Genomic DNA, 23811 nt, shown 5'->3' with positions numbered 1-23811 from the left:
ACTTAATTCGTTTAGTTTTCAATGTTCAAATCGTTGCGATTAACAACTTTTATATTTTAACATTTTTAAAATTCTTTGTCAAGTCTTTTTTAAAATTTTTTTTTAAAAATGTTTTTTTGTCTTCATCAGAAGACTTAACTATTTTATCATTTCTTCGAATGTTTGTCAAGAAGTTTTTTTATTTTTTTTTAAAACTTTTTAACCGTTTACTTCGTTGAAATAATTGATGTCGTCTTTTCTTTAAGACTTTTTTTATTTTATCATTTCTTTTTTATTTTGTCAAGAAGTTTTTTCAATTTCTTAACATTTATTATTTTGAAATGTTTTATTGTTCGTCTTCTCTATCAGAAGACTTTTACTATTCTATCATTTAGTTCTAATTATGTCAAGCTTTTTTAAAAACTTTTTTAAAAAGAATTTATATTAATAGTTATCCTCCATCAGAAGACTTTTACTATTCTATCATTCTAGTTTGATTATGTCAACATATTTTTTAAGTTTTTTCTTTTTTTAATCAGTTAATCATTTAATAATTGTAAAAGAGAATACTATTCTACTATAGTATCCTCTTTTCTCTGCTTTATTTTCTTCTATATATTGTAAAAATCAAATACTGTAACAGGAAGATTACGTTTATGCTCTGATTTTAAATAGTGCCCTTCTATTATCTTTCTAATATCATCAGGTACATTTTTACCTTCTAAATAGTCATCTATATCATCATATGTTACACCTAGGGCTACTTCATCCGCTAAAGCCGGTCTATCTTCTTCTAAATCTGCAGTTGGTTTTTTCAAATATAAGTGTTCTGGACAATCTAAAGCTTTTAATATTGCCTTACCTTGTCTTTTATTTAATCTATATAATGGTACAATATCCGCTCCACCATCACCGTGTTTTGTAAAAAATCCTGTAATTGCTTCTGCTGCGTGATCTGTTCCAACAACTATACCTTTATTCATTGTAGCAATTGAATATTGAGCTTTCATTCTTTCTCTTGCCTTCTCATTTCCTTTAGCAAAATCAGAAATTTCTACTCCTGCTTTTTTTAACGAATTTACACTAGCATCTACTGCGTCCTTAATATTCACTGTATATACCTTATCAGGATTTATAAATTGCAATGCATCATTACAATCGGCTTCATCAAATTGCTCACCATACGGAAGTCTTACTGCAATAAAAGTATATTCTTCTCCCATTTCTTCTTTCAGTTCATTAATAGCCATTTGACATAACTTACCACATAACGTTGAATCTTGACCACCCGATATACCTAAAACAAGACTTCTTATAAAACTATTTTTCTTTATGTAGTCTTTTAAAAAGTTAATAGACAGTCTAATCTCCTCATCAACATTAATTTCAGCTTTACATCTTAATTTTTTTATTACTTCTTGTTGTAATGTCATATTCTCACCTATTAATTTGATTTTTTTGTTACTTTTTTCAATATTGTATTTCTATTTTCCCAACATTCTGTACTTAAATCCACCGGATAGAACTCAGGGTTTAATAATCGTAAGTACTCATTCCATAGTAGTTTTTTATTTTCTTTAAAGTATTCTGCACTTTCTTGTACTGTTGGAACTTCATAGATTTGCTTTCCATCTTTAAAAATATCTACATGTAGATCTCTTGCTTCAAAGTTTTTAACTTCTTTTTCTAAATAGGTGTGTGTCGGGTGGAATAATTTTATACTTGGCTCTGCACTTACATCTTCTTTTTCTAGGGCAATGTAATCACCTGCTGCCATTCCTGTATCTTTATTTATTATTCTATAAACTTTTTTAATACCTGGAATAGTTAATTTACCTGGATTTTCTGAAACTTTTAGTCTATCAATCATCTCTCCGTTAGAATTTTCTAAACATGCAAGTTTATACACTGCACCCAATGCTGGATTATCGTAAGCAGTTATAAGTTTAGTTCCAACACCCCATGCATCAATTCTTGCACCTTGTTGTTTAAGGTGAGTAATTGTATCTTCATCTAAATCATTAGAAGCCACTATTTTAGCATTTGGATAACCCGCTTCATCTAGCATTTTTCTGGCAGCTTTTGAAAGATATGCGATATCTCCTGAGTCTAATCTAATACCTAAGAAATTAATTTCATCTTTCAATTCATCTGCAACTTTAATAGCTGTCGGAATTCCTGAACGTAATGTATCATAAGTATCAACTAAGAAATAGCAATCTTTATGTGCCGCAGCATATTTTTTAAATGCAATTTCTTCATCTTCATACGCTTGAACGAATGAGTGAGCATGCGTTCCACTACATGGAATATTAAATAGTTTTGCTGCTTTTACATTACTTGTCGCTTCAAATCCACCAATTACAGAAGCTCGAGTCCCCCATATTGCTGCATCAAATTCATGAGCACGACGTGTTCCGAATTCCATACAAACTTCATCTGGACATAAGTGTTTAATTCTGGCAGCTTTTGTCGCTATTAAGATTTGATAGTTAACTATATTTAATATAGCAGTTTCCATAATTTGAGCTTGAATTAGAGGTGCCTCAATTCTTAGAAGAGGTTCATTCCCGAAAACAATCTCTCCTTCTTGCACACAACGGATATTACCTGTGAACTTCATTTTGCTCAGATAATCTAAATAATCCTCTGCATAACCTAATTCACGTAAAAAATCTATATCTGATTCAGAGAATTCAAACGAGTTCACATAATCAATAATTTTGGCAAGTCCAGCGAACACTGCATATCCTCCACCAAAAGGTATCTTTCTAAAATACACATCAAAATACGATTTTCTCTCATGTATTCCATCTTTGAAATACGCATATCCCATGTTAATTTGATAAAGGTCGGTATGCAATGCATCACCTTGATATTTATTCATAATTTCCTCCGATTTATGTATCATTAAATTTATTATCTATATATTAACATTTTAACAACTTTTTAACAAATATTTATACTTAAATATACACAATTAAATACTACTAAATTAACCCTTATATGTCTATACATTACGTATATTAACTATTCATACTGTTAACAATGAAAAGTATTTTTCTATAATATATTTTTTAAAATTCTACTCAATATAAAAAAGAAGTAACAAGTATTACTACCCGTTACTTCTTCGATTATTAGTGTTTGAATTTCTATTGGTTGCTCTTTGAGTTTGATTTTTCTCATTATTATTAGCGACTTCTTCATCTTTATCTTTATCATTTTCAGAAGATCTATCTTCCGATTTCTTTGTATCGCTAGTCTTTTTCGTATCATTAGTTTTCTTATCCGTTGTTTTGCTATCTTCCGCTTTAGTAGATTTCTTATCATCTTTTTTTGCTAACTCAGGAATTTTACTATCATCAATTCGTCCATTATTGTCTTCTATTTTTTCTAAATTACCATCCATAATAGATTTTATTGCAGCTTGAAGAAAGTTCTCCTGTAATGGAATATTAAAAATTAATTCACCTTGATAACTAAGACCATACTCTTGTCTTACCAAATCAGTAATAAAATATGGATCTTTTAACTTATCAATCACTAGCTCGTTAACTTTATTTTCTTTATCTAGATTTTCAATCATTTTATTCTGCTCTGCTAATTGCGAATTAATTTGTTTTTTATCACGTATGTACAGAAATGTTTGCAACAATGTTACAGATAATGCAAAAGTCATAATAACTAATATAATAAACTTACGTCGTTTTCTATATTTTGCCTTAGCTTTTAGCACATCTTTTTTAAATTGGCTATTCTGTTCTCTCATTTTCTAGTTCTCTTGATTTTTCTGAAAGAATTTTAAACATTTTTGTTGCATCTTCTTTTTTAGTGCTGTCTTTTAATTCTAACACCTCATACTCTACTTCTTTTTTCGCAAAATAAATAGTAATTTTATCCCCTATTTTTAAAGTACTAGATGGTTTTGCTTTTTTACCATTAATAGCTATGTGCCCTTCTGATGATATCTCATTAGCAACTGTTCTTCTCTTAATAATTCTTGATACTTTTAAAAATTTATCCAAACGCATTTAATCACCCCTAAATATTAGTACATTCTATTATCACATATTTACTTACTTTTCGCAAATAAAATCCTCGATAAATATTTCAAATTTTAAAATCCGCTATTTTATCCTATAAAAAACGAGAGCGACTTAAAATCTTGATTCCACAGAAATCAATACCTCTAAGTCAACTCTCTACATTTGTTAAAGTATTAAAGATTTAACAAACTACTTTATTATCATGAGTAGAATAATCCTACTATGCCCAGTTTCCATCTTTGAAAATAGCTATTTCTTTACCATCTTCTGTGTAACCAGTAATATTTGTTGTTGCTTCTCCTATCATAAAATCAACGTGAATTAAACTATCGTTAGCTCCCGCTTCTGCTAATTGTTCATCAGTCATTTCAGGACCACCTTTAACACATGTTGGATATGCTTTTCCTAACGCAATATGACAAGCTGCATTTTCATCAAATAATGTTTCTAAGAATAATATTTTCGTGTTAGATATAGGAGAATCAAATGGAACTAAGGCCATTTCCCCAATTCTTCTTGCCCCTTCATCAGTGTCTAATAAATTCTTAAGAACATCATAACCACGTTCTGCCCCGAAATCTACTACTTTACCATTTTCAAATTTTAACCAGAAATTATCAATTAGTACTCCACCGTAGTTTAATGGTTTTGCATTATATACAATCCCACTAGTTTCATCTTTGTGAGGCATTGTAAATACTTCTTCAGTTGGAATATTAGCTACAAAACGATCAGCCTTTTTAGCATAACTTCCCGCACTTTGCCAAATATGATTTTTCGGAAGTCCTACATATAAGTCTGTTCCTAAATCATTTGTAATATGTAGTTTCACCAATTCATTTTCATGTAAGAATTTAGCTTTTTCATCTAGAACTTTAATATGTTCTTCCCAATCTGCAACTGGGTCATCTCCAGTTGAACGACAAGCACTTAGAATTTGATCCCAAAGTTTTAAGTATGCTTCTTCATCACCTAGTTCAGGATATAGTCTTTTCGCCCATCCAACTGTTGAAGCAGACACAACACACCAAGGGCATTCGTCACTCATGATAGATTTCATGTAGTTACGCATCGCTTTAGAACGACCTACCATAGAAGCTTTTAATTTTGCACTATCTACTCCCGCTAACCCATCTGGATCATCACCGATAATAGATAAGAATGCTGCTCCTCCATCTAGCTCATCTTGATATTTGTCAATGTACCATTGTCCTACCGTACTTAGAGTTTCTTCCGTTTGATAATTCAAGTGTAATTTTGTTAACTCTTGATCACGCCATTCTACAGACACTCTTTTAGCCCCTAATTCATAGCATGCTTCTACTACTTTAGCAACAAAATCACGTGTTTCTGTACTAGCTCTAACTAAAACTGGTTGATCTTTTTGAATATTTAATCCAACTTTAGCTATAAGTTGTGCATATTTTTTTAATTGTATGTTTAAATCCATATGATTTACCTCGATTTTTAGACTAAATTTTGAAATAATCGCTAAATTTATTTCAATAATATATATTATATCACTTTTTATAAAATATTAGTAGAAGGTTCCAAGTAAACTTGAAACCTCCTGTTAAAATTATACTTCTCTAGTAGCTTGTTTTAGCCATTCTAATTCTTCACCTTCAAAGTGTGGCGCTAAAACTTCAAATACTTTTTTATGGTAATTGTTCAATTCATATTTATCTTCACTTGTAAGAATAGATACATCAATAGCTTCTAAATCCCAAGGAACAAAAGTCATTACTTCAAATTCTAAGAATTGACCATATTCGTTTTTAACAGTATTTCTAATAATTAATTCATTTTCTAAACGAATACCATGTGAACCTGAAATATATAATCCTGGTTCATTAGTCATAGTCATACCGTGTTTAAATGGCTCTGATGCACGATAAATTCCCCAGTGGATTCCTTGAGGTCCTTCGTGAATATTTCCTAGGTATCCTACCCCATGTCCAGTACCATGGTTGAAGTTTTCATAATCATACCATAATGGAGCACGAGCAAATAAGTCTACGTTTGCTCCAGAAACACCTTCCATAAATTTAAGTCTTGATAGACGTAAGTGACACTGAAGTACTCTAGTATAATCTCGTTTTAATCTATCACTAACTTCACCCATAGCTGTTGTACGAGTAATATCAGTTGATCCTTCTTCATAGTGTGCACCAGTATCAGTTAAGAAGAAAGTACCAGTGCGTAATGGAATAGATGTTTCTTTAGAAGATGAGTAGTGTACTATTGCCCCATTTTCCGCATGTCCACAAATTGGCGCGAAACTTGGGCAGATAAATCCACCTTGTTCTTTTCTGAATTCTACAAGTTTATCAGATGCAGAAAGTTCATCTTCTTGCTCACTAATACCTTGTTTAACTAATTGTTTTAACCAGTAAATAAACTTAGTATGAGCGATACCATCTTTTACGTGAGCTTTAATAGTATGTTGTAATTCAACTTCATTTTTTATAGCTTTCATTAAAATTGTAGGATTTCTACGTTCTACTAATGTTATTTCTTTTGGAATATTGTTAAATACTGCATAGTTTAAGCAATCTGGGTCAACTAAAACAACGTCATTCCCTGAGAATTTTTTCACATCTTCGTAAACATTATTGTAAGGTTTAATATTTACATTGTTTTCAGCTAGGTGTTTTTTGATTTCATCTGATAATTTTCTTTCATCAACATATAAATCTACTTTATCTTCATAAACAACAGCATAACTTAATAGTAATGGGAAGAAATCTACATCCATACCACGAATATTTAATAACCAGCCAATGTCGTCAAGAGTAGTAATAACATGGATATTCGCTCCAACTTCACTCATTTCTTTACGTACTCTTTCAAGTTTACTAGCAACAGATTCCCCAGCACGTTCCAAGTTTAAATAAAACGCAGGTGCTTCCGATAACGATGGACGATCTGTCCAAATTTCATCTACTAAATCTACTTCATATTTTACAGTAGCATTTTTACGTTTTAATCTTGTAGCAAGGTTTTTACCTTCTCCAAAAGTTACTACACGGCCATCGAATCCTAACACACCATTTTCTGGAGTATTTTCTGTGATAAATTCTGCTATAGTTGGAACTCCTGGTTCACGCATTTTTTGTAATTCGATACCAGTTCCTTCTAATTGTTTTTCACCTTGTAAGAAATAACGACCATCTGTCCATAACCCTGCAAAGTCTTTAGTTACTACCAATGTCCCCGCAGACCCTGTGAATCCACTCATGAATGCACGAGCTTTGAAATGTTCCCCTACATATTCACTATTATGAAAATCAGCTGTAGGAACCATATAGACATCAATTCCATTTTTTTCCATTAATTCTCTTAGTTGAGCTATTCTTTCTTTTACTGCCATTTCCCTTACTCCTTTGTTATTTGTATTATATTTTCTGCAACTTTTAAATTTAGATGTAGCAGTTACATTTTTACTACATTTATTTAATTATCACACTTATTATTCTATCATATAATGAAGCGTTTTTCATTATCAATACAAGTCATTAGTTATATTTTTTATTAAACTTACAACTTTAATTTGTTTGATTTAATTAAACAATTAGATTCGAATCATCATTTCCATGTTTAACTATCATCTATACTATTTTAATAGTTCTTTAAAGTAATCAGTCGATCTAACTAAAGAATCTACGATTGCAGGTTCTCCTGATGAATGACCTGATACAACAATATCTAATTTACAATTATTTAATTTTTTACTTAATTCATATGCTCCTATAGCACGACAGTCAACGTCATAACGACCGTGAGCTATTGTAGTTGGAATATCTTTAATAACATCAATATTATTTAAAATCCAATCGTCATCATCCCAGAACATATTATTCATCCAGAAATGACATTCAATTGTCGCCATAGAAATAGCATAATTAATTTCACCAAAACTTTGTTCTAGATTTGGATCAGGGTATAATGTTACTAAGCTTCCTTCCCACATACTCCATTCTTTTGCTGCTACTTCTCTCGTTTCTCTATCTTCACTTGTAAGTCGTTTATAATATGCACGAATCATATCGTGACGTTCTTCTCTTGGAATAATACTTTCGTATCTCTCAAATGATTCAGGATGAATATTACTTGCTCCACCTTTTTCATAAATCCAAAGTATATCTTCCCTACGACCTAAGAATATTCCACGCAATACTAATCCTAAAACACGTTCAGGATGTTTAATCGCATAACAAAGTGATAAAGTAGAGCCCCAACTACCACCGAATACTAGCCATTTATCAATATTTAAATCTTCTCTAATTTTTTCAATATCTTCAATAATATGCCAAGTATCATTATTTTCTAAACATGCGTGAGGTGTAGATTTTCCACTTCCACGTTGGTCAAATAATATTATACGATAAAACTCGGGGTCGAAGTATTGTCTGCAACTCGGTGCAGTTCCACAACCAGGACCTCCATGTAAAAATACTACAGGTACTCCATTAGGATTACCACTTTCTTCATAATAAATTGTATGTGTGTCATCTACTTTCAACATTTTAGAGAAATTCTCTTTAATAGCAGGATATAATGTTCTTAATTCCGCCATAATGACACCTCCTTTTGCATTTTTTCTTACAATTTAATTTTAACATATAATTTATATTTTTTCATTATTAATAAAAAATAAAATTTTATATTTTACTATTTTATAAATGAAATATTTTTTAGTACATTTAGTTATAATACAATAAATAAAAATATTTCATAGTTTTACAATACATCTGAAAAAACTTATTTATATCGTTATATAAATGATATGAATTTTATAAAATTATTTATCAGACAATAAAAAATAAGTAGAAATAAAATTCCTACTTATTTTTTATTTATTTTATTCTTCTACTAGTGTTTCACCTTCACGTAATTCTACAAGAGAAGCTAGTTTTTTCTCGAATAAGAATACTAAAACGGATACAACTACACAGACAACACCGATACCTAGTGAAAGTTTGATAATTGGTACATCTGCAATTGCTGCATATAGAAGTCCATATCCTTTTGCAGCACCGAATGTTGCTACAATCCATACAGCCATCATAATTGATAGGATGTGTTTTGGAGAGTATTTAGATACGAATGAAGCTCCAAGTGGAGAGAAGAACATCTCTGATACACTTAGTACAATGAAGAATAACACTACCCAAAGAATACTAGCTTTTTGAGTTTCTGGAGCTCCCACTCCACGACTAAATTCAGTTAATGCTAATACACCAAATGTTGCTCCAAGAAGGAATAACGCGATAGATGCTTTTTTGTATAAACTCCAGTCTCCTTGTGGACGATTAGCAAGTTTATACCATAAAACCCCTAAAACAAGCCCTAAAATAATACAAGTTAATATATTAGTAAAGTTTAATCTTGAATATCGTTATGATAACAATGTTCAAAGAATTTTTTCAAAAATTATTTTATTGCAAACAGAACAAAAAAACTTTCTTTACCCCATTTTATAAATAAATTTCATAATCTTTTAGACTTTACAAGTAGGAATTAGCAAGATTCTACATCTTCTATAAGTTTGTTTCTGTTCTCTTTTATAGGCAAGATTTTCATTTGATTTTAGCTAGATTATTTTTCTACACCCTTCTGATGTGTTTATCTTTGAATTTACAACAATCGTTAAGAAATTAACTTATGATAGAATTATACTAACGGATCCAACACTTATATCAACCATAATTACATATATTAACTTATATACATATATTTTATCCCTACTTGATTATGATAAACTTGTTTCCTCTTACTATACTTCTTGATTTTTCCAAAGTTCATAATATTCATTTTTATTCTTTAATAAGTTATCATGGCTTCCAGCTTCTATAATTTCTCCTTCTTTAAGAACAATTATATTATCTGCATGTTTTATTGTACTTAAACGATGCGCTATTGTAATTATCATTGGTTTTTCCTCTACCCCATTATCTTTCTTTAATTGTAACTTTCGTAAGTTTTTTATAATTTTTTGTTCAGTTGTTGAGTCTAAAGCACTTGTTGCTTCATCTAGTATTAAAAGGTACGGTTGCTTTAAGAGTGCTTTTGCAATAGCGAGTCGTTGTAGTTGTCCCCCACTCAGATTACCTCCATTCTCTTCTAATATTGTATCATATTTCCGTGGAAGACCTTCAATAAAATCATGTATTTCTGCATTTTTACATGCCCCAATAATTTTTTCTTCTGAGGGAATAAATTCTATCCCATATAAAAGATTCTCTCTAATACTCGCACTAAAGAAAAAGGAGTTTTGCGTTACATATGAGATTTTTGAGCGCAAATATCGTTTATTAATATTTTCTAATTTAGAACCATTAACTATTATCTCCCCTTCATCCGGCTGATAATAACTTACCAGTAGTTTTGCAATTGTTGATTTTCCACTTCCACTTTCACCTACAAAAGCTATATGTTCTTTTGGATATATTTTGAAGTTTAAATTTTTTAATACTTTCCCGCGATTCCCATATCCAAAACTAACATTTTTTATATCCCAATATTGTTGCTGTTGTGAGTAATCATCTAATATCGTGGTATTTATTGGATTACCATATTGACTGTCATCCTCTGCTTTTAAATCTAAGATTTCACCTAACCTTTTTGCTGCAATATTGGCACTCTGCAACTTAGGTTGCAGTTCTATTATTCTTTCAATTGGACCTAAAAAGTAAATTACTAGTGCATTAAATGTCAGCAATTCACCTAGCGTCATAGCTCCTTCTATTACAAATTGCGAACCCATCCATAGTATAAATAAACTAATCGCTAAGTCTAAAAAACCTTTTATTGCACTTTGTATATTTGTATATTTTCCTAACTTAAATACCTTTTTTAACACTTCTATAAAGTAGTGCTCTACTTTTATAAATACTTCTCGTTCTCCTGTATATGAGCGAATGGTCGATATCCCACGGACCGACTCTACTACATAAGAGTTTAACTTGGCATTTTCTTCCATTTGTTCTTCGTTATACTTATTATATTTTTTTTGAAAACTATAAGCCAACAATATATATATCGGCACTGCAAGTAATGTTATTAAAAACAACGTTACATTTACTAAATAGAGTATGATACTCCCTGCAATAAGCATCACCACATCCATTAAGGCTATTACAACTGCACTCGCTACTGCATCCCGTATTTTGTTAGCATCCATAAAGCGAGATATTATTTCTCCTGTTTTTCTTGTTTCAAAGAAATTTATAGGTAAACTTAACACATGATTATAATAACCAACCATAAGTGCTTTGTCTGTTCTCATACCCAAATATAAAGTAAGCTGCGATCGTGCAAAACTAAGTATGTTTTGAATAATATAAATTAAGAGTATTCCTATAGATATTATATGCAGACTTTTTATTAACCCATTCGGCACAATTTCATCAACTAAGAATTTAAAATAGAATGTACTTACAAAACCACATAAATTTAAAAATAAGGATGCTATGAAAATTCCTAGTATCAACCATTTATTTGGCCTTAATAATCTGAATATCATAGGAAGAAATTTAATACTTTCATCCCCTTTCTTAAAGTTTTGATTCCTTTTAATCAAAAGTAATATCCCAGTCCAATATTTTACAAAGTCTTCTAGTTTTTCTTTCTTTTTTCCTTTCGCTGGATCAACGATATATATCTTATTATTTTTTATTTTTTCTATAATTATAAAGTGTGTCATACCTTCTGTTGTAATTATATGAGCTATTGCTGGTAACTCTATTTTAAAAAGAGCCGTAGGAGTTTCTGCACGCACCCCCTTTACATCCAATCCTAAATATTCGCCTATTTTTATTATCCCTTTTATATTTGTCCCTTGTAAGTCTGTTCCGCCATATTCTCGAAGCTTTGATACTGAGACTCTAAAACCATAGTAATCCGAAATCATTGCCATACACACCGGTCCACACTCTTTTGGATCTATTTGTTTTATGCATTTAACTTTTTTTCGCATACCTACACCTCCGTATATAATAAAATCAGGTTTAATAAAACTTATTAAACCTGACATGTTAAACTATCTTAGCATAAACAATCTACTCTTCTATTAAAGTTTCACCTTCACGAAGCTCTACTAACATTGCTAATTTTCTTTCAAATATAGCTATTACAGCTGCAACTATTAAACACACTATCCCTATACCTAAAGATAATTTAACTATTGATACATCCGCTATAATTCTATATAAATAACTATAGCCTTTAGCTGCTCCGAATGTAGCAACAATCCAAACAGCCATCATTATTGATAAGATATTTTTAGGAGAATATTTTGATACAAACGAAGCCCCTAAAGGTGAGAAAAACATCTCAGCAAAACTAAGTACTACAAAAAATAAAATCACCCATATTAAGCTCGCCTTTTGACTTTCAGGCGCTCCTATTCCACGAGAAATTTCAGTTAGTGCTAAAATACCAAAAGTTACACCTAATAACACCAAAGCTATAGAAGCTTTTTTGTATAAACTCCAATCCCCTTGTGGGCGCTGAGCAAGTTTATACCAAAACGCACCTAATATCGGCCCTAATATTATACAAACCAAGGAATTAGTTGCATCTAACCAAGAGGTAGGCACTTTAAAACTTCCAATATTAGCATCCACGAATTTAGGCATATAATCATATAAAATTACATATGTTAAATACCAAAACGTCCAAAACACAATTGATAATAATGAAATAATAATAATTGAATAAACACGGCGTATTTCGTATTTTTCTAACGAACGATATGTTTTTTGTTTTTTTTCAATTTTCTCTTGTCCTTCTGAAAATGGTCGTTTACCTGCTTCCCCTAAAAATCGATATCCTAAAACGAACCAAATAGCTCCAACAAGACAAATTAATCCCGCAATTTTGAAGCATTGCAAGTATCCATTTGAGCTTTCCGTAGCTAATTTAACATAAATGACTCCGACTGTTGTAGTTCCTATCAAAGCACCAATATTAATAAATGAATACATTGTTGAAAATGCATCATCTTTTCTTTTTTCATCTCCTTTAAACAATAAACCTACTACTGCTTGAATGTTCCCTTTAAAAAAACCTGTCCCAATTGAAACAAGAATTATCATAATCCATAAAGAAGAATAAGTCCCCATATAACCAGCATAACTATAACCTAATGCCATAAGAACCAATCCTACTGGTATTAAATATCTTGCCCCTATATATTTATCAGCAATAAACCCTAACAATACTGGCGCTAGATAAGTAAATGCTACTAAGTTCGATTGCATTGCAGCAGCTTCTACTTTCCCTAAACCAAGTCCACTTTCTCCAAAACCACCATTAACAAATGCAGCCACTACATAAAAGTATATTAGCCATTTTGAAGAATAATATGCACACCTTTCAAACATAAATGTCATTGAACTCATATAAAAATTCCAATGTTTCCCATTACTTTTTACTTTTTCAGACATAAAAATCCCCTCTTTCATTAATCCTTAGAGAGGATAACACCTCCCTAAGGATTTTAAGTCTTGTGCAACCTAAAACCAAAATCAAGATTTAACACAAGTATTTTTCCCATAATTGGAAATATTTTAAGAATTAACGTCTCTACCAGTGGCGACCATAATATTTATAGTCATCTCTTAGTGGTAAATCGTGTTTAAGACGCCACCATACTCCAGCTGATTCCCATAAATATCCGCCCCAGCTACCACCAGACACTTCTAAAATGTCTTCTTCTGATAGTTCAGTTACGAATTCTACTTCTTTTACAATTACTTTATCCTCATTCATAATTGTCACCTCCTCCCCTTTTATTATTTTGCACCTTAAATATATCATAAAAATTTTACATTGTCAACAAAAAAAGAAAGCGGAATCATTCAGAATTTTGTTTGTTGAAATTAATTCTTCTCAGTGATATAATAAAAATATATTCGAAATATTAAAAGGAGTTGTATAATATGAAACTTTCAAGAACTAATAAAATTTTATCTAAAATGAAAGAACAAGGAATCAATCAAGCACTTATTAGCGATCCTTATTCAATCTTCTATTTAACAGGGCACCTAGAGCATCCAGGTGAAAGATTTTACGCAGTACTTCTTGATGAGAACGGAAATCACAAACTTTTCATCAACGCTTTGTTCCCACTAGATAAAGATTTAGGATTAGAAAAAGTAGTTTATTCTGATACTGATAAACCTATCGAAATTCTATCAAAATCTATCCATAATGGTTCAGTAGTTGGAATTGATAAAGTTCTTCCAGCTAGATTTTTACTACCACTTATGGATTATCTACCAGAAAGCAAATTCGTCGATGTATCTCAAATCGTTGACCGTGTTCGTATGATTAAAGATGAAGAAGAGAAAGAACTTATGCGTCGCGCTTCTCTTCTAAACGACGAAGCTTGTCAACGAGTTATCAATAGTATTTCTGCTGAAAAATCTGAAAAAGATATTGTAAAAGATCTACTTGAAATCCACGAAGATTTAGGGGTAGAAGGACTATCATTTGATCCAATTATCGGATATGGTGCTAACGGAGCCAATCCTCACGGAACAGTTGGAGATAGATATCTAAAACCAGGTGATTCAATCATTGTCGACATGGGAGGAATTAAAGATAACTACTGCTCTGATATGACACGTACTGTATTTTGGAAACAACCAAGCGAAAAAGCTCGCGAAGTATTCGAAACAGTATTAGAAGCACAAAAACGTGGTGTTGCACTGGTTAAACCAGGTGTTAGATTCTGTGATATAGATGCAGCTTGCCGTGACTATATCACTGAAAAAGGTTATGGGGAATTCTTCACACACCGCACAGGACACCACATCGGTCTTGAATGTCACGAGTACGGAGATATTTCAAGTGTTAACAAAACTAAATGTGAACCTGGAATGATTTTCTCTATTGAACCAGGTATCTATCTTCCTGGAGAATTCGGTGTTCGTATCGAAGACCTTGTTCTTGTTACAGAAGATGGTTGCGAAGTATTAAATAAACTTAACAAAGAACTAGTTGTTATCGGGGAGTAACTAGTTAATATTGTAAGGGAAATCACTATTTAATAGGAATTTAAATTTGTAACGAATAATTGTAAAAAAGCATTGTATAGCAATACACTAATAACTTAACTCATAAAAAAATAATAACTATAGTATAAAAGACGACTGATAAATTTATCAATCGTCTTTCTTTTATTATTCAAAATGTTTCTTTAAGAACTCTCCTACAATTTTCCAGTATTGTTCTCGATATTTTCTTTCTGCTTGAACGTGTTTCATACCAGGGAAACTATGAAATTCTTTTTCTGAAGTTATTAAGTTATAAGCTTCTTTACCATGTTCTAAAGGAACAAAACCATCTTCCTCCCCATGTAATACTAATGCTGGAAGTTTCGTTTCTTTCAAACCTTTCGTCGCGTCTACATCTCCAAAGAAGTATCCCGCACGAATTTTAGTTACTGTATTCGCTGCTGGAATAACTGGGAAACTTGGTAGATTAAATAATTTTTTCAATTGATAAGTAAACTCTACTTTCAAATTTACATATCCACTATCTTCTATAAAAGTTTTTACATTTGATGGTAAGTTTTTACCTACTGCATTCATTACAGTAGCAGCTCCCATACTAATTCCAAATAACGCTGTATCAGCATTATTATTTTCAGCTGATATTTTCTTCACCCAATTAACTAGGTCATCAGAATCATAGCCACCCATTGAGATAAAATCACCTTCACTATTACCATGGGCAATTAAGTCTGGGGCAAAAACACTATATCCCATATCGTAGAATTTTTTAATATAGTTAGCCATTTTCTTAGCATCACTAGTATATCCGTGAACTACAAAGATCCACTTCTTAGCATCGGGATTAACAAACTTATAACCTACCAGCTTGTTCTTGGTAACAGACTCCATTTCTGTAACTTGTTTTGTCTCATCAAACCACTTGTTTATGGTTGTTTTATCCTCTTTACTACCATCACTATCTTGATTTACTATACCACTTTTATCAACTTTCGGATTCAACCCAAAGTTATAGAAATAATTTCCAACAAAACCAAATGCAACAACTAAAACAATTAGTAGTGTTGCTAATATTTTTTTAAAATGCTTTTTCACTTTTGTCTACCTTTCATTTTCAATTTCAATAAAACTATTATACTATTGCTTCTAATAAAAGTAAACAAAAAATAACACCAATAGAGACTTCTAATATCTCTATTGGTAAACTTTGTATTATTCTATTCCGTATTTTTCTTTAATAGCATCTGCTACAACCATACCCGTAAACCATGCTACCATTAAATTATATCCACCGATTTCTCCATGTAAATCTAGTATCTCACCAGCGAAATATAAATTCTCTATTTTTTTATGACTACACGTTTTTGGACTTACTACTTTTAAATCTACTCCTCCCGAAGTTGTAAATGCGTATTCTAAAGGCATCGTCTTAACATCAATTAATTCATAACGTTTGATTTTCGTTACAAACTTCCTTAACTCCTTCTTACTAACATTTTCTGGGAAATATTTTTCTATCATAAAATTGTAAAAGCTCTTAGGTAATTCCCCTTGTAGGAATTTATTATCTTCCCACAATTTAGCAAATAGTTCCTCTTCATTTAGTTCAGGATAAAAATCCAAGTAAAACTTATCTTCAGGATACCTTGCTACAAACTCACCCATAGATATTGATAACGGACCACTTAATCCTTTATGTGTAAACAACAAATCTCCGCTTCTTTCATTTTTCTTATGGAACATCCTCACATTTTGCAGCGCAACTCCTGATAGTTCTGTAAAATCTTCAAATACTAAGGCTACTTCACTAGGATATATTTTCGTAATCTTAACCCCGTGTTTTTTCAGAATTCTATGTAGCGAACCATCACTTCCACTTTGAGGGTATGTTTTTCCACCTGCACACACTACTATATTCTTTCCATAGTATGTATCCACATTTGTTTTTACACCTACTAGTTTATCATCTTCAAATACTAAGTCTTCTACTTTTTCCTTATAGTTAATCTTTGCATGGTCTATTTTAAAAGCATTAACTACATCTCTAGCCTTCTCACTAGCTGGATATAATCTTCTATTTTCTTGTTTTAATTTCAAATTATGTTTATCAAAAAACTTCTTAACATTATATTTATGATACGCACTTCTTAAAAATCTACCATTATGCACAGCGGCTACAAAATCTTCAGCATTATCGCTACTCATAACATTACAACGCCCATTACCAGTTAAAAGTAATTTTATCCCCGCTCTTCTATTTTGCTCAAGAACCAGAACTTTCAAACCACTATCATTAAGCCTATCAGCTATCATAAGCCCCGCACTACCAAGACCTATTACAATTACATCATATTTCATCTTAAATCTCAACTTTCTCTTATAAAATCAAACATCATCTAATTATAACACGTAATGATTTAGTTTCAAATTTTTCCTTATGGAAATTATAATAAGATTATTTACTATAGTTAAAATTTCTTAAATCTCCTCCTTCTTATTGGAATTTTTCCTTATTTTGTAATATACTAGAGTGTATATGTTTAGAATTATTTTCTCATTCATTCATTATGAACTGAATAGTGGGCTAACATTATTCTAAACAAGTTTGAAATAAAGGATTGAAATAATGAAACTAAAAAAAATTAGTATTTTGATTTTACTTCTTGTTTTCTTAATTCCAAACTTCACAAAAGCTGAAGATAACTTCCTAGATAATAATGCGGTAATTGATTTTAGCGACGTTAATTCTCATCTAGTTGTTTCGGAATTAAATACTGGAAAAATCATTTCTAAACGTGGAGAAAATGAAAAAGTATCAGTAGGTAAACTTCCTAACTATCTTGCACTTTACCTACTTGTTGACAATTTAAAAAATAATAAAATAACATTAGATTCAAAAATTGATATTAAAAATAGTGATGATATATTAACTAAATATAAATTTGAATCAGCTATTACCGTTAAAGATGCTATCTTCTTATTAGAAAATGAAGCGTCAAATGGTCTTAACCAAGCAATCTTTAGTCATTTCAATATCGATATTACAAAAGCTAAGGATATACTTGCAACTATGTCTCTTAACGATACAAAACTAGAGACTTTTGATAACAACAGTTCTACTAATATTAGTACTGCGAAAAATATTTCATATCTGACTAGTTTAATATTAAAAACTTATCCAGAAATAACAGAAATAACAAAAAATCCAGAACACACACTTGCTACTGGAGAAAAAATTAAAAATAGTGTTGAGTTTAAAGAATCTGATAAATTTAGAGTTTTAGGACTAGATTATTCTGAAAAGAACAGCGTTACATATGCATATAGCGGTAATACTAAACTTATCATTACTGTGCTAAACCAAAGTGATGATAAAGCTGCTTATTTTGATAAACTTCAAAAATCTTATGACTACTTATTTACAAACTATCAATATAAACTAGCACTTAAAGCTGGTACTTATACAATAAATAATGAAAAAATTACCTTCAATGAAGATATTTATGATTTATTCTATGAAAAACATTCTATAAAAGATGTAACATATTTACTAATGAATAAGAAAATACTTCTTTTCCAAAAATATGAAACTACATCTGCAAATGAAGGAACAGTTTTTTCTGAGTTCGCCTCTAATAACAACACTGGTACATTCGATAAAGTTAAGTCAAACTTTATCAACGATGAGAACTTTGATAAAAAAGATAACTACGAAAAAACTACTATTGTTATAGATCGTACGAAGTACTTTGCTACTGGTATACTGGCAATATATACACTTGTTTTTGCAGCACTATACGTTATGAGACAAGTGGTTAGAAAGGATTAGATATGGAGCAAAATAATTTAGTTTTTGAAGTAGAAGGTGCTATTTACGAACTTGTCTACAATTTTAAAGATGCCTTCCAAAAAGAAACGTTTGAAGAGAAATTAGTAGACGTTTTAAAAAATAAACCCTATATTGTCGGAGATATTTCTCATGAAAAACTACGACTTACTGGATTTATTTTAACAAAGGATAACAATAATCCTAAGAACATAAACAACCTTGAAGATTACATTCTAGAATACTGTAATTTTGGAGCACCGTTCTTTGTAGTAAAAAAACGAAACTCATAAAAGAAATAAGGCTGACCCAAAAGTCATAAAATTTAACAAAGTGTATATGAGAACTCATAGACGCAGTGGTTTATTGATATCTAAATTCGCTTTATAAAAGCTTTTTAGATATCTAATAAACTGCGCGGGGGTGACTCGACAAAATCGATTTCTACGAAATCACGATTTTTGAGTCACTCCCATTTTTCTATATAAACTTAGCGCATACAGCTTCTGGAACAGTAATCTCTGAATCAACAACTGTTAACTGTCCTGTCGTTTTATCTATTCGATATACAGTAATCGTTCCACTATTTTCATTCGTCGCTAGCGCAAACTTATTATCTTTTGATAAATCAAAATCTCTAGGCCCTTTACCAAAAGTACTAATAGTTTGAATTTGTTTTAATCCATCTTTAGTATTTTCAAAAACAACTATCGCATCTTGTCCTCTGTTAGAAACATATATATACTTATTGTCATTTGAAATTTTTATCGCACTACCTTTATTTTCTAGTGTAAACCCTTCTGGTAATGTAGAATAATATGTTGGATTAGCTAAATTCCCCTTTCCATCATAATCAAATCTAATTATTTCACTAGTAAGTTCCGTCATTACAAAAGCTTGTTTTTCATCACTACTAAATACTATATGACGAACTCCACTTCCATCTTTAGCTTTAAAAGTAGCTACTTTTTCTAGAACTCCCTCATTAAGTTTATACGATGTAATTTCATCAGTTCCTAAATCACATGAGAAGACATACTTTTCACTTGGAGTAAAGCCAGAGAAATGAACATGGGGTTTTTCTTGTCTTTCATGTACTCCACTTCCTTCATGATGGTCAGTCGATAGAAGTTTTACTAATTTCCCATTTTCAACAGAGTAACTATCAATTGTACCTAAATGATAGTTGGCTGATAATAAAGTATTTTTCTCTGAGTTCAATTCCACATAACAAGGAGGATTTCCTTCTTGAGCTACTGATGTTAATTCTTTCAAGTTACCATTCTCTTCAACCTCAAAGCTAGAAACAGCTCCTTTTCCATCTACTCTAGATACACTATATAAATACTTGTTATCATTAGATAATGCTAAATACGTTGGATTGTCAACCTTTGCTGTATTTCTAACTTCTAATACTTTCCCTTCTTCTGATAAGTCTACTAAGTATATCCCTTCACTGTCTTGTTTTGTATATGTTCCAATATATGCTCTTACCATTATTTTTCCTCCTACTTTCTATATATTAATTATAACATTTTCCAAAAAATTTTTATAAAATTTTCTCTCACCTATTATTCGTATAAACCAAAATTATCATTTTTTTTGAAAACTAAAAATCCTGTTTTACGGATTTTTCATCATTTTCATAAAGTTAAAATTCGTTTTTTGTTGTTTTTTTGTCAAAAAATCAATTTTTCAAAGAAAAAAACTCCAAAAATTCTAACATTTAAGATTTTACATATCTCAAACTTCTTGTTATAATAGACTATATTAATAAAAGTATATTTTAGGAGGAAAACCGTGAAACACGAATTTATATTAGTTCTTGACTTTGGTAGTCAATATAACCAACTTATCACTCGTCGTGTACGTGAACTTGGTGTATATTCTGAACTACATGACAATGAAATTTCTATAGAAGAAATCAAAAAAATGAACCCTAAAGGAATCATCCTTTCAGGTGGACCAAACTCAGTTTACGAAGAAAACTCTCTTACTATTGATGATGAAATCTTCAACCTAGGTATCCCTGTTCTAGGTATTTGCTACGGAATGCAACTTATGCAACACAAACTAGGAGGAAAAGTAGAATCTGCAACAAGTAGAGAATACGGAGCTCACAATGTTGATGTAACTCCAGGAGCTAAACTATTCGAAGGCACTCCTGCTTCTCAACAAGTATTAATGAGTCACTCTGATAAAGTAGTTGAACTTGCTGAAGGATTCAAAGTTGTCGCAACAAGTGATAACTGCCCAATCGCAGCCGCTGAAAATGTAGAGAAAAACTTCTACTGCTTCCAATTCCACCCAGAAGTGCGTCACTCTGAATACGGTTATGACTTAATTAGAAACTTCATCCGTAACGTGTGTAACTGTACTGGCGATTGGACAATCCAAAACTTCATTGATGAGAAAATCGAAGAAATTCGTGCAGAAGTTGGAGATCAAAAAGTTCTTTGTGCGTTATCTGGTGGTGTAGACTCATCAGTTGTAGCTGCCCTACTAGACAAAGCAATCGGTGATCAACTTATCTGTATGTTTATCGACCACGGTTTACTTCGCAAAGGTGAAGCTGAAGCTGTAATGAACACATTCAGTAAAGAAATCGAAGGTGGATTCAACATGAATCTTATTAAAGTCAATGCTAAAGATAGATTCTTAGGAAAACTTAAAGGGGTAAGTGATCCAGAACAAAAACGTAAAATCATCGGAAATGAATTCGTTTATGTATTCGATGAAGAATGTGCTAAACTACATGACGTACCATTCTTAGCTCAAGGTACTCTTTACACTGACGTTATTGAATCAGGAACTAAAAACGCTCAAACAATCAAATCTCACCACAATGTAGGTGGATTACCAGAAGATATGCGTTTTTCTCTAATCGAGCCTCTTAACACTCTATTCAAAGATGAAGTTCGTGCATTAGGAGAAGCTCTTGGTCTTCCTCATGAAATTGTTTGGCGCCAACCATTCCCAGGACCTGGACTTGGTATTCGTGTCCTTGGAGAAGTAACAGAAGAAAAACTTCAAATCGTACGCGACAGTGACTTCATATTACGTGATGTTATCGCTAAACGCGGATTAGAAGGCGAAATTTGGCAATACTTCACATGTCTTCCAGACATTCGTTCAGTAGGAGTTATGGGAGATGTACGTACATACGACTACACAGTTGCAGTTCGTGCCGTAACAAGTATCGACGGTATGACAGCAAGCTGGGCTCACATTCCATTTGAAGTACTAGAAGAAATCTCAGCTCGTATCGTAAACGAAGTTGCTCACGTTAACCGCGTAGTCTACGACATTACTAGTAAGCCACCAGCAACTATTGAATGGGAGTAATGCGGTGTACATTTGAATTATTAGGAGTTTAACGACGACATAATTCTTAGGTACAGCGTATGCAACAAGAACTTTAATCTTAACGAACAAAGCGAGGAAAAGATTATTAGTTCTAACTGCCCATATGTTAAAATATATAGATTGAAAATTAGTTAAAACACTATGGATTGTCTCCAAAGTGTCTCCAAAAAGACCTTATCAAAAACTATTGATAAGGTCTTTTTATTAAAATCTTTGATTTCTTACCTTATCTACACTAAAATATAAATATAAAAATAGATAATCAAGAATAATACATTCAACACCAAATTTTATCAAAATAGCAACATTTCAATTTCTTGTGACTATTTGTATGATACTTATTATCTGTGTTATAATTAAATGGAATTATAATTTTGAGAGGAAAATAATATGGATTTAATAATTAAAAAAATAATAGACAAGAAAGAAAAAGAAATAATATCAAAAGAGGTTCTTTACGACCTTCCTGAATGGTTTGGTCTACCTGAAAGTACAAAAGAGTATATTGAAGATTCACAAGATAAACCGTTTTTGGCTTGCTATGCAGATAATGAAGTTGCAGGTTTTATCGTATTAAACGCAACAAGTAAGGATACTGCAGATATTTTTGTAATGGGTATAAAGAAAAAATTTCATAGAATGGGAATTGGAACAAAACTAAATACAGAATTCGAAAATATGGCAAAAAATCTTGGATATTCTTACTCACAGGTAAAAACTGTAAAAATGGGACACTACAAAGAATATGATATTACTAATGAATTCTATATCGCAATGGGTTATAAAGAATTAGAATGTTTTCCTACCTTATGGGACGAATGGAATCCATGTCAAATATATATTAAATATTTAGGGGAATAATACTTCAATAATATTTTATTTATAAATAAAATATTTTAGTATCTAAAAGCTCAATGAATAAAAATAAAAGTAGTATATTTACCAAGAAACTTGATATAGTTTAATATAGTTTACTTTTAAAAACTAAATACAAGATAAATACAAATTTATATCCTACCATTTTCCCCGCCAATAATTTTCGGTGGGGTCTTTTTATTAAGATCTTTGATTTCTTACCTTATCTATGATAAAATATGAATATAAAAAGAGAGAGCCGTTTTGAAGACGGTGGCTCGAATATGTAATTATTAAATAACTATCTTACCCAAAGCCAAAGTGTAAAGATGGTTATTTTTTATTGTCTTTTTTTAACGCTACAATACATGCATTAACTACTGAAACTATCAATAGATTTATTACAATAATCGTCTGTATAATTTCATAAGCTGACAAAATCATTGCAATTAAATTCCGTTTATGCTAAAATAAAAGCATAAAAGAGAGAGCCGTTTTAAAGACGGTGGCTCTGGTTAAGTAATTTTTATAACCATCTTATCTCGCCAAAGTATAAAGATGGTTATTTTTTATTGTCTTTTTTCAATGCTACAATACATGCACTAACTACTGAAACTATCAATAGATTTATTCCAATAATCGTCTGTACAATTTCGTAAGCTGACAACTTGCTACTCCTTTCGTCAAGATTTTAGTGTATGCGAGCATAGCA

General features: G+C 31.2%; 20 protein-coding genes. 5 read left to right on the top strand and 15 right to left on the bottom strand.

Annotation, left to right across the window (positions count from 1 at the left end; genetic code table 11):
* Nucleotides 1-590 precede the first annotated feature (590 nt).
* From nadE to PNO30_RS03565, 11 genes are all read right to left on the bottom strand, one after another.
* Entirely contained in the window at nt 591-1412 is an 822-nt protein-coding gene (nadE, locus tag PNO30_RS03615) for an ammonia-dependent NAD(+) synthetase (RefSeq protein WP_271987197.1), read from the bottom strand.
* Between the two features lie 11 nt (nt 1413-1423).
* Complete coding sequence (locus tag PNO30_RS03610; RefSeq protein ID WP_271965220.1) at nt 1424-2866, bottom strand: nicotinate phosphoribosyltransferase; 1443 nt, start codon at nt 2864-2866, stop codon at nt 1424-1426.
* Between the two features lie 231 nt (nt 2867-3097).
* Nucleotides 3098-3751 carry an FtsB family cell division protein gene (locus tag PNO30_RS03605; protein ID WP_102170457.1) on the bottom strand — a complete coding sequence of 218 codons (654 nt, stop codon included), beginning with the start codon at nt 3749-3751 and terminating at the stop codon, nt 3098-3100.
* Entirely contained in the window at nt 3735-4013 is a 279-nt protein-coding gene (locus tag PNO30_RS03600) for an RNA-binding S4 domain-containing protein (protein ID WP_102170456.1), read from the bottom strand. Before PNO30_RS03600 ends, PNO30_RS03605 begins: the two co-directional genes overlap by 17 nt.
* 235 nt (nt 4014-4248) lie before the next feature.
* Complete coding sequence (locus PNO30_RS03595) at nt 4249-5478, bottom strand: aminopeptidase (protein ID WP_271987196.1); 1230 nt, start codon at nt 5476-5478, stop codon at nt 4249-4251.
* A 129-nt stretch (nt 5479-5607) separates the two neighbouring features.
* Nucleotides 5608-7401 (bottom strand): aminopeptidase P family N-terminal domain-containing protein, encoded by a 1794-nt coding sequence (locus PNO30_RS03590; RefSeq protein ID WP_271987195.1) that lies wholly within the window; start codon nt 7399-7401, stop codon nt 5608-5610.
* 243 nt (nt 7402-7644) lie between these two features.
* Nucleotides 7645-8607 carry a prolyl aminopeptidase gene (gene pip, locus PNO30_RS03585; protein ID WP_271987193.1) on the bottom strand — a complete coding sequence of 321 codons (963 nt, stop codon included), beginning with the start codon at nt 8605-8607 and terminating at the stop codon, nt 7645-7647.
* Between the two features lie 285 nt (nt 8608-8892).
* Complete coding sequence (locus PNO30_RS03580) at nt 8893-9402, bottom strand: hypothetical protein (RefSeq protein WP_271987198.1); 510 nt, start codon at nt 9400-9402, stop codon at nt 8893-8895.
* A gap of 405 nt (nt 9403-9807) precedes the next feature.
* Nucleotides 9808-12009 (bottom strand): peptidase domain-containing ABC transporter, encoded by a 2202-nt coding sequence (locus tag PNO30_RS03575; protein WP_271987192.1) that lies wholly within the window; start codon nt 12007-12009, stop codon nt 9808-9810.
* Nucleotides 12010-12091: 82 nt separating this feature from the next.
* A complete protein-coding gene (locus PNO30_RS03570) occupies nt 12092-13480 on the bottom strand; it encodes a peptide MFS transporter (protein ID WP_271987191.1) in 1389 nt (462 codons plus the stop codon).
* 139 nt (nt 13481-13619) lie between these two features.
* Nucleotides 13620-13805, bottom strand: coding sequence for a hypothetical protein (locus tag PNO30_RS03565; RefSeq protein WP_271987190.1), 186 nt, complete (start codon nt 13803-13805; stop codon nt 13620-13622).
* A gap of 170 nt (nt 13806-13975) precedes the next feature.
* On the opposite strand from PNO30_RS03565, the gene PNO30_RS03560 reads away from it, so the two are divergent.
* Nucleotides 13976-15055: a M24 family metallopeptidase gene (locus PNO30_RS03560; protein WP_271987189.1), complete on the top strand. Its 1080-nt coding sequence runs from the start codon at nt 13976-13978 to the stop codon at nt 15053-15055.
* 165 nt (nt 15056-15220) lie between these two features.
* Here PNO30_RS03560 and PNO30_RS03555 read toward each other — a convergent pair whose 3' ends face one another.
* Nucleotides 15221-16147 (bottom strand): alpha/beta hydrolase, encoded by a 927-nt coding sequence (locus PNO30_RS03555; protein WP_271987188.1) that lies wholly within the window; start codon nt 16145-16147, stop codon nt 15221-15223.
* A 117-nt stretch (nt 16148-16264) separates the two neighbouring features.
* Nucleotides 16265-17410, bottom strand: a complete 1146-nt coding sequence (locus PNO30_RS03550; RefSeq protein ID WP_271987187.1) for an NAD(P)/FAD-dependent oxidoreductase — start codon at nt 17408-17410, stop codon at nt 16265-16267.
* A gap of 268 nt (nt 17411-17678) precedes the next feature.
* Here PNO30_RS03550 and PNO30_RS03545 point away from each other — a divergent pair, with 268 nt between their 5' ends.
* On the top strand, nt 17679-18881 hold the full coding sequence (locus PNO30_RS03545) for a hypothetical protein (protein ID WP_271987186.1): 1203 nt from the start codon (nt 17679-17681) through the stop codon (nt 18879-18881).
* Nucleotides 18882-18883: 2 nt separating this feature from the next.
* On the top strand, nt 18884-19171 hold the full coding sequence (locus PNO30_RS03540; protein ID WP_003147842.1) for a YutD-like domain-containing protein: 288 nt from the start codon (nt 18884-18886) through the stop codon (nt 19169-19171).
* 187 nt (nt 19172-19358) lie between these two features.
* On the opposite strand, the gene PNO30_RS03535 is transcribed toward PNO30_RS03540, so the two are convergent.
* Nucleotides 19359-20375 carry a lactonase family protein gene (locus PNO30_RS03535; protein ID WP_271987185.1) on the bottom strand — a complete coding sequence of 339 codons (1017 nt, stop codon included), beginning with the start codon at nt 20373-20375 and terminating at the stop codon, nt 19359-19361.
* A gap of 303 nt (nt 20376-20678) precedes the next feature.
* Here PNO30_RS03535 and guaA point away from each other — a divergent pair, with 303 nt between their 5' ends.
* On the top strand, nt 20679-22223 hold the full coding sequence (gene guaA / locus PNO30_RS03530; protein ID WP_271987184.1) for a glutamine-hydrolyzing GMP synthase: 1545 nt from the start codon (nt 20679-20681) through the stop codon (nt 22221-22223).
* Between the two features lie 411 nt (nt 22224-22634).
* Nucleotides 22635-23105: a GNAT family N-acetyltransferase gene (locus tag PNO30_RS03525; RefSeq protein WP_271965812.1), complete on the top strand. Its 471-nt coding sequence runs from the start codon at nt 22635-22637 to the stop codon at nt 23103-23105.
* A gap of 556 nt (nt 23106-23661) precedes the next feature.
* Here the strand turns inward: PNO30_RS03525 and PNO30_RS03520 are convergent.
* Nucleotides 23662-23766, bottom strand: a complete 105-nt coding sequence (locus tag PNO30_RS03520; protein ID WP_081450717.1) for a putative holin-like toxin — start codon at nt 23764-23766, stop codon at nt 23662-23664.
* Between the last annotated feature and the right edge of the window lie 45 nt (nt 23767-23811).

The organism is Gemella haemolysans (assembly GCF_028308085.1).
Lineage (GTDB): Bacteria > Bacillota > Bacilli > Staphylococcales > Gemellaceae > Gemella > Gemella haemolysans_D.
This window is presented reverse-complemented; position numbering and strand designations above follow the sequence as displayed.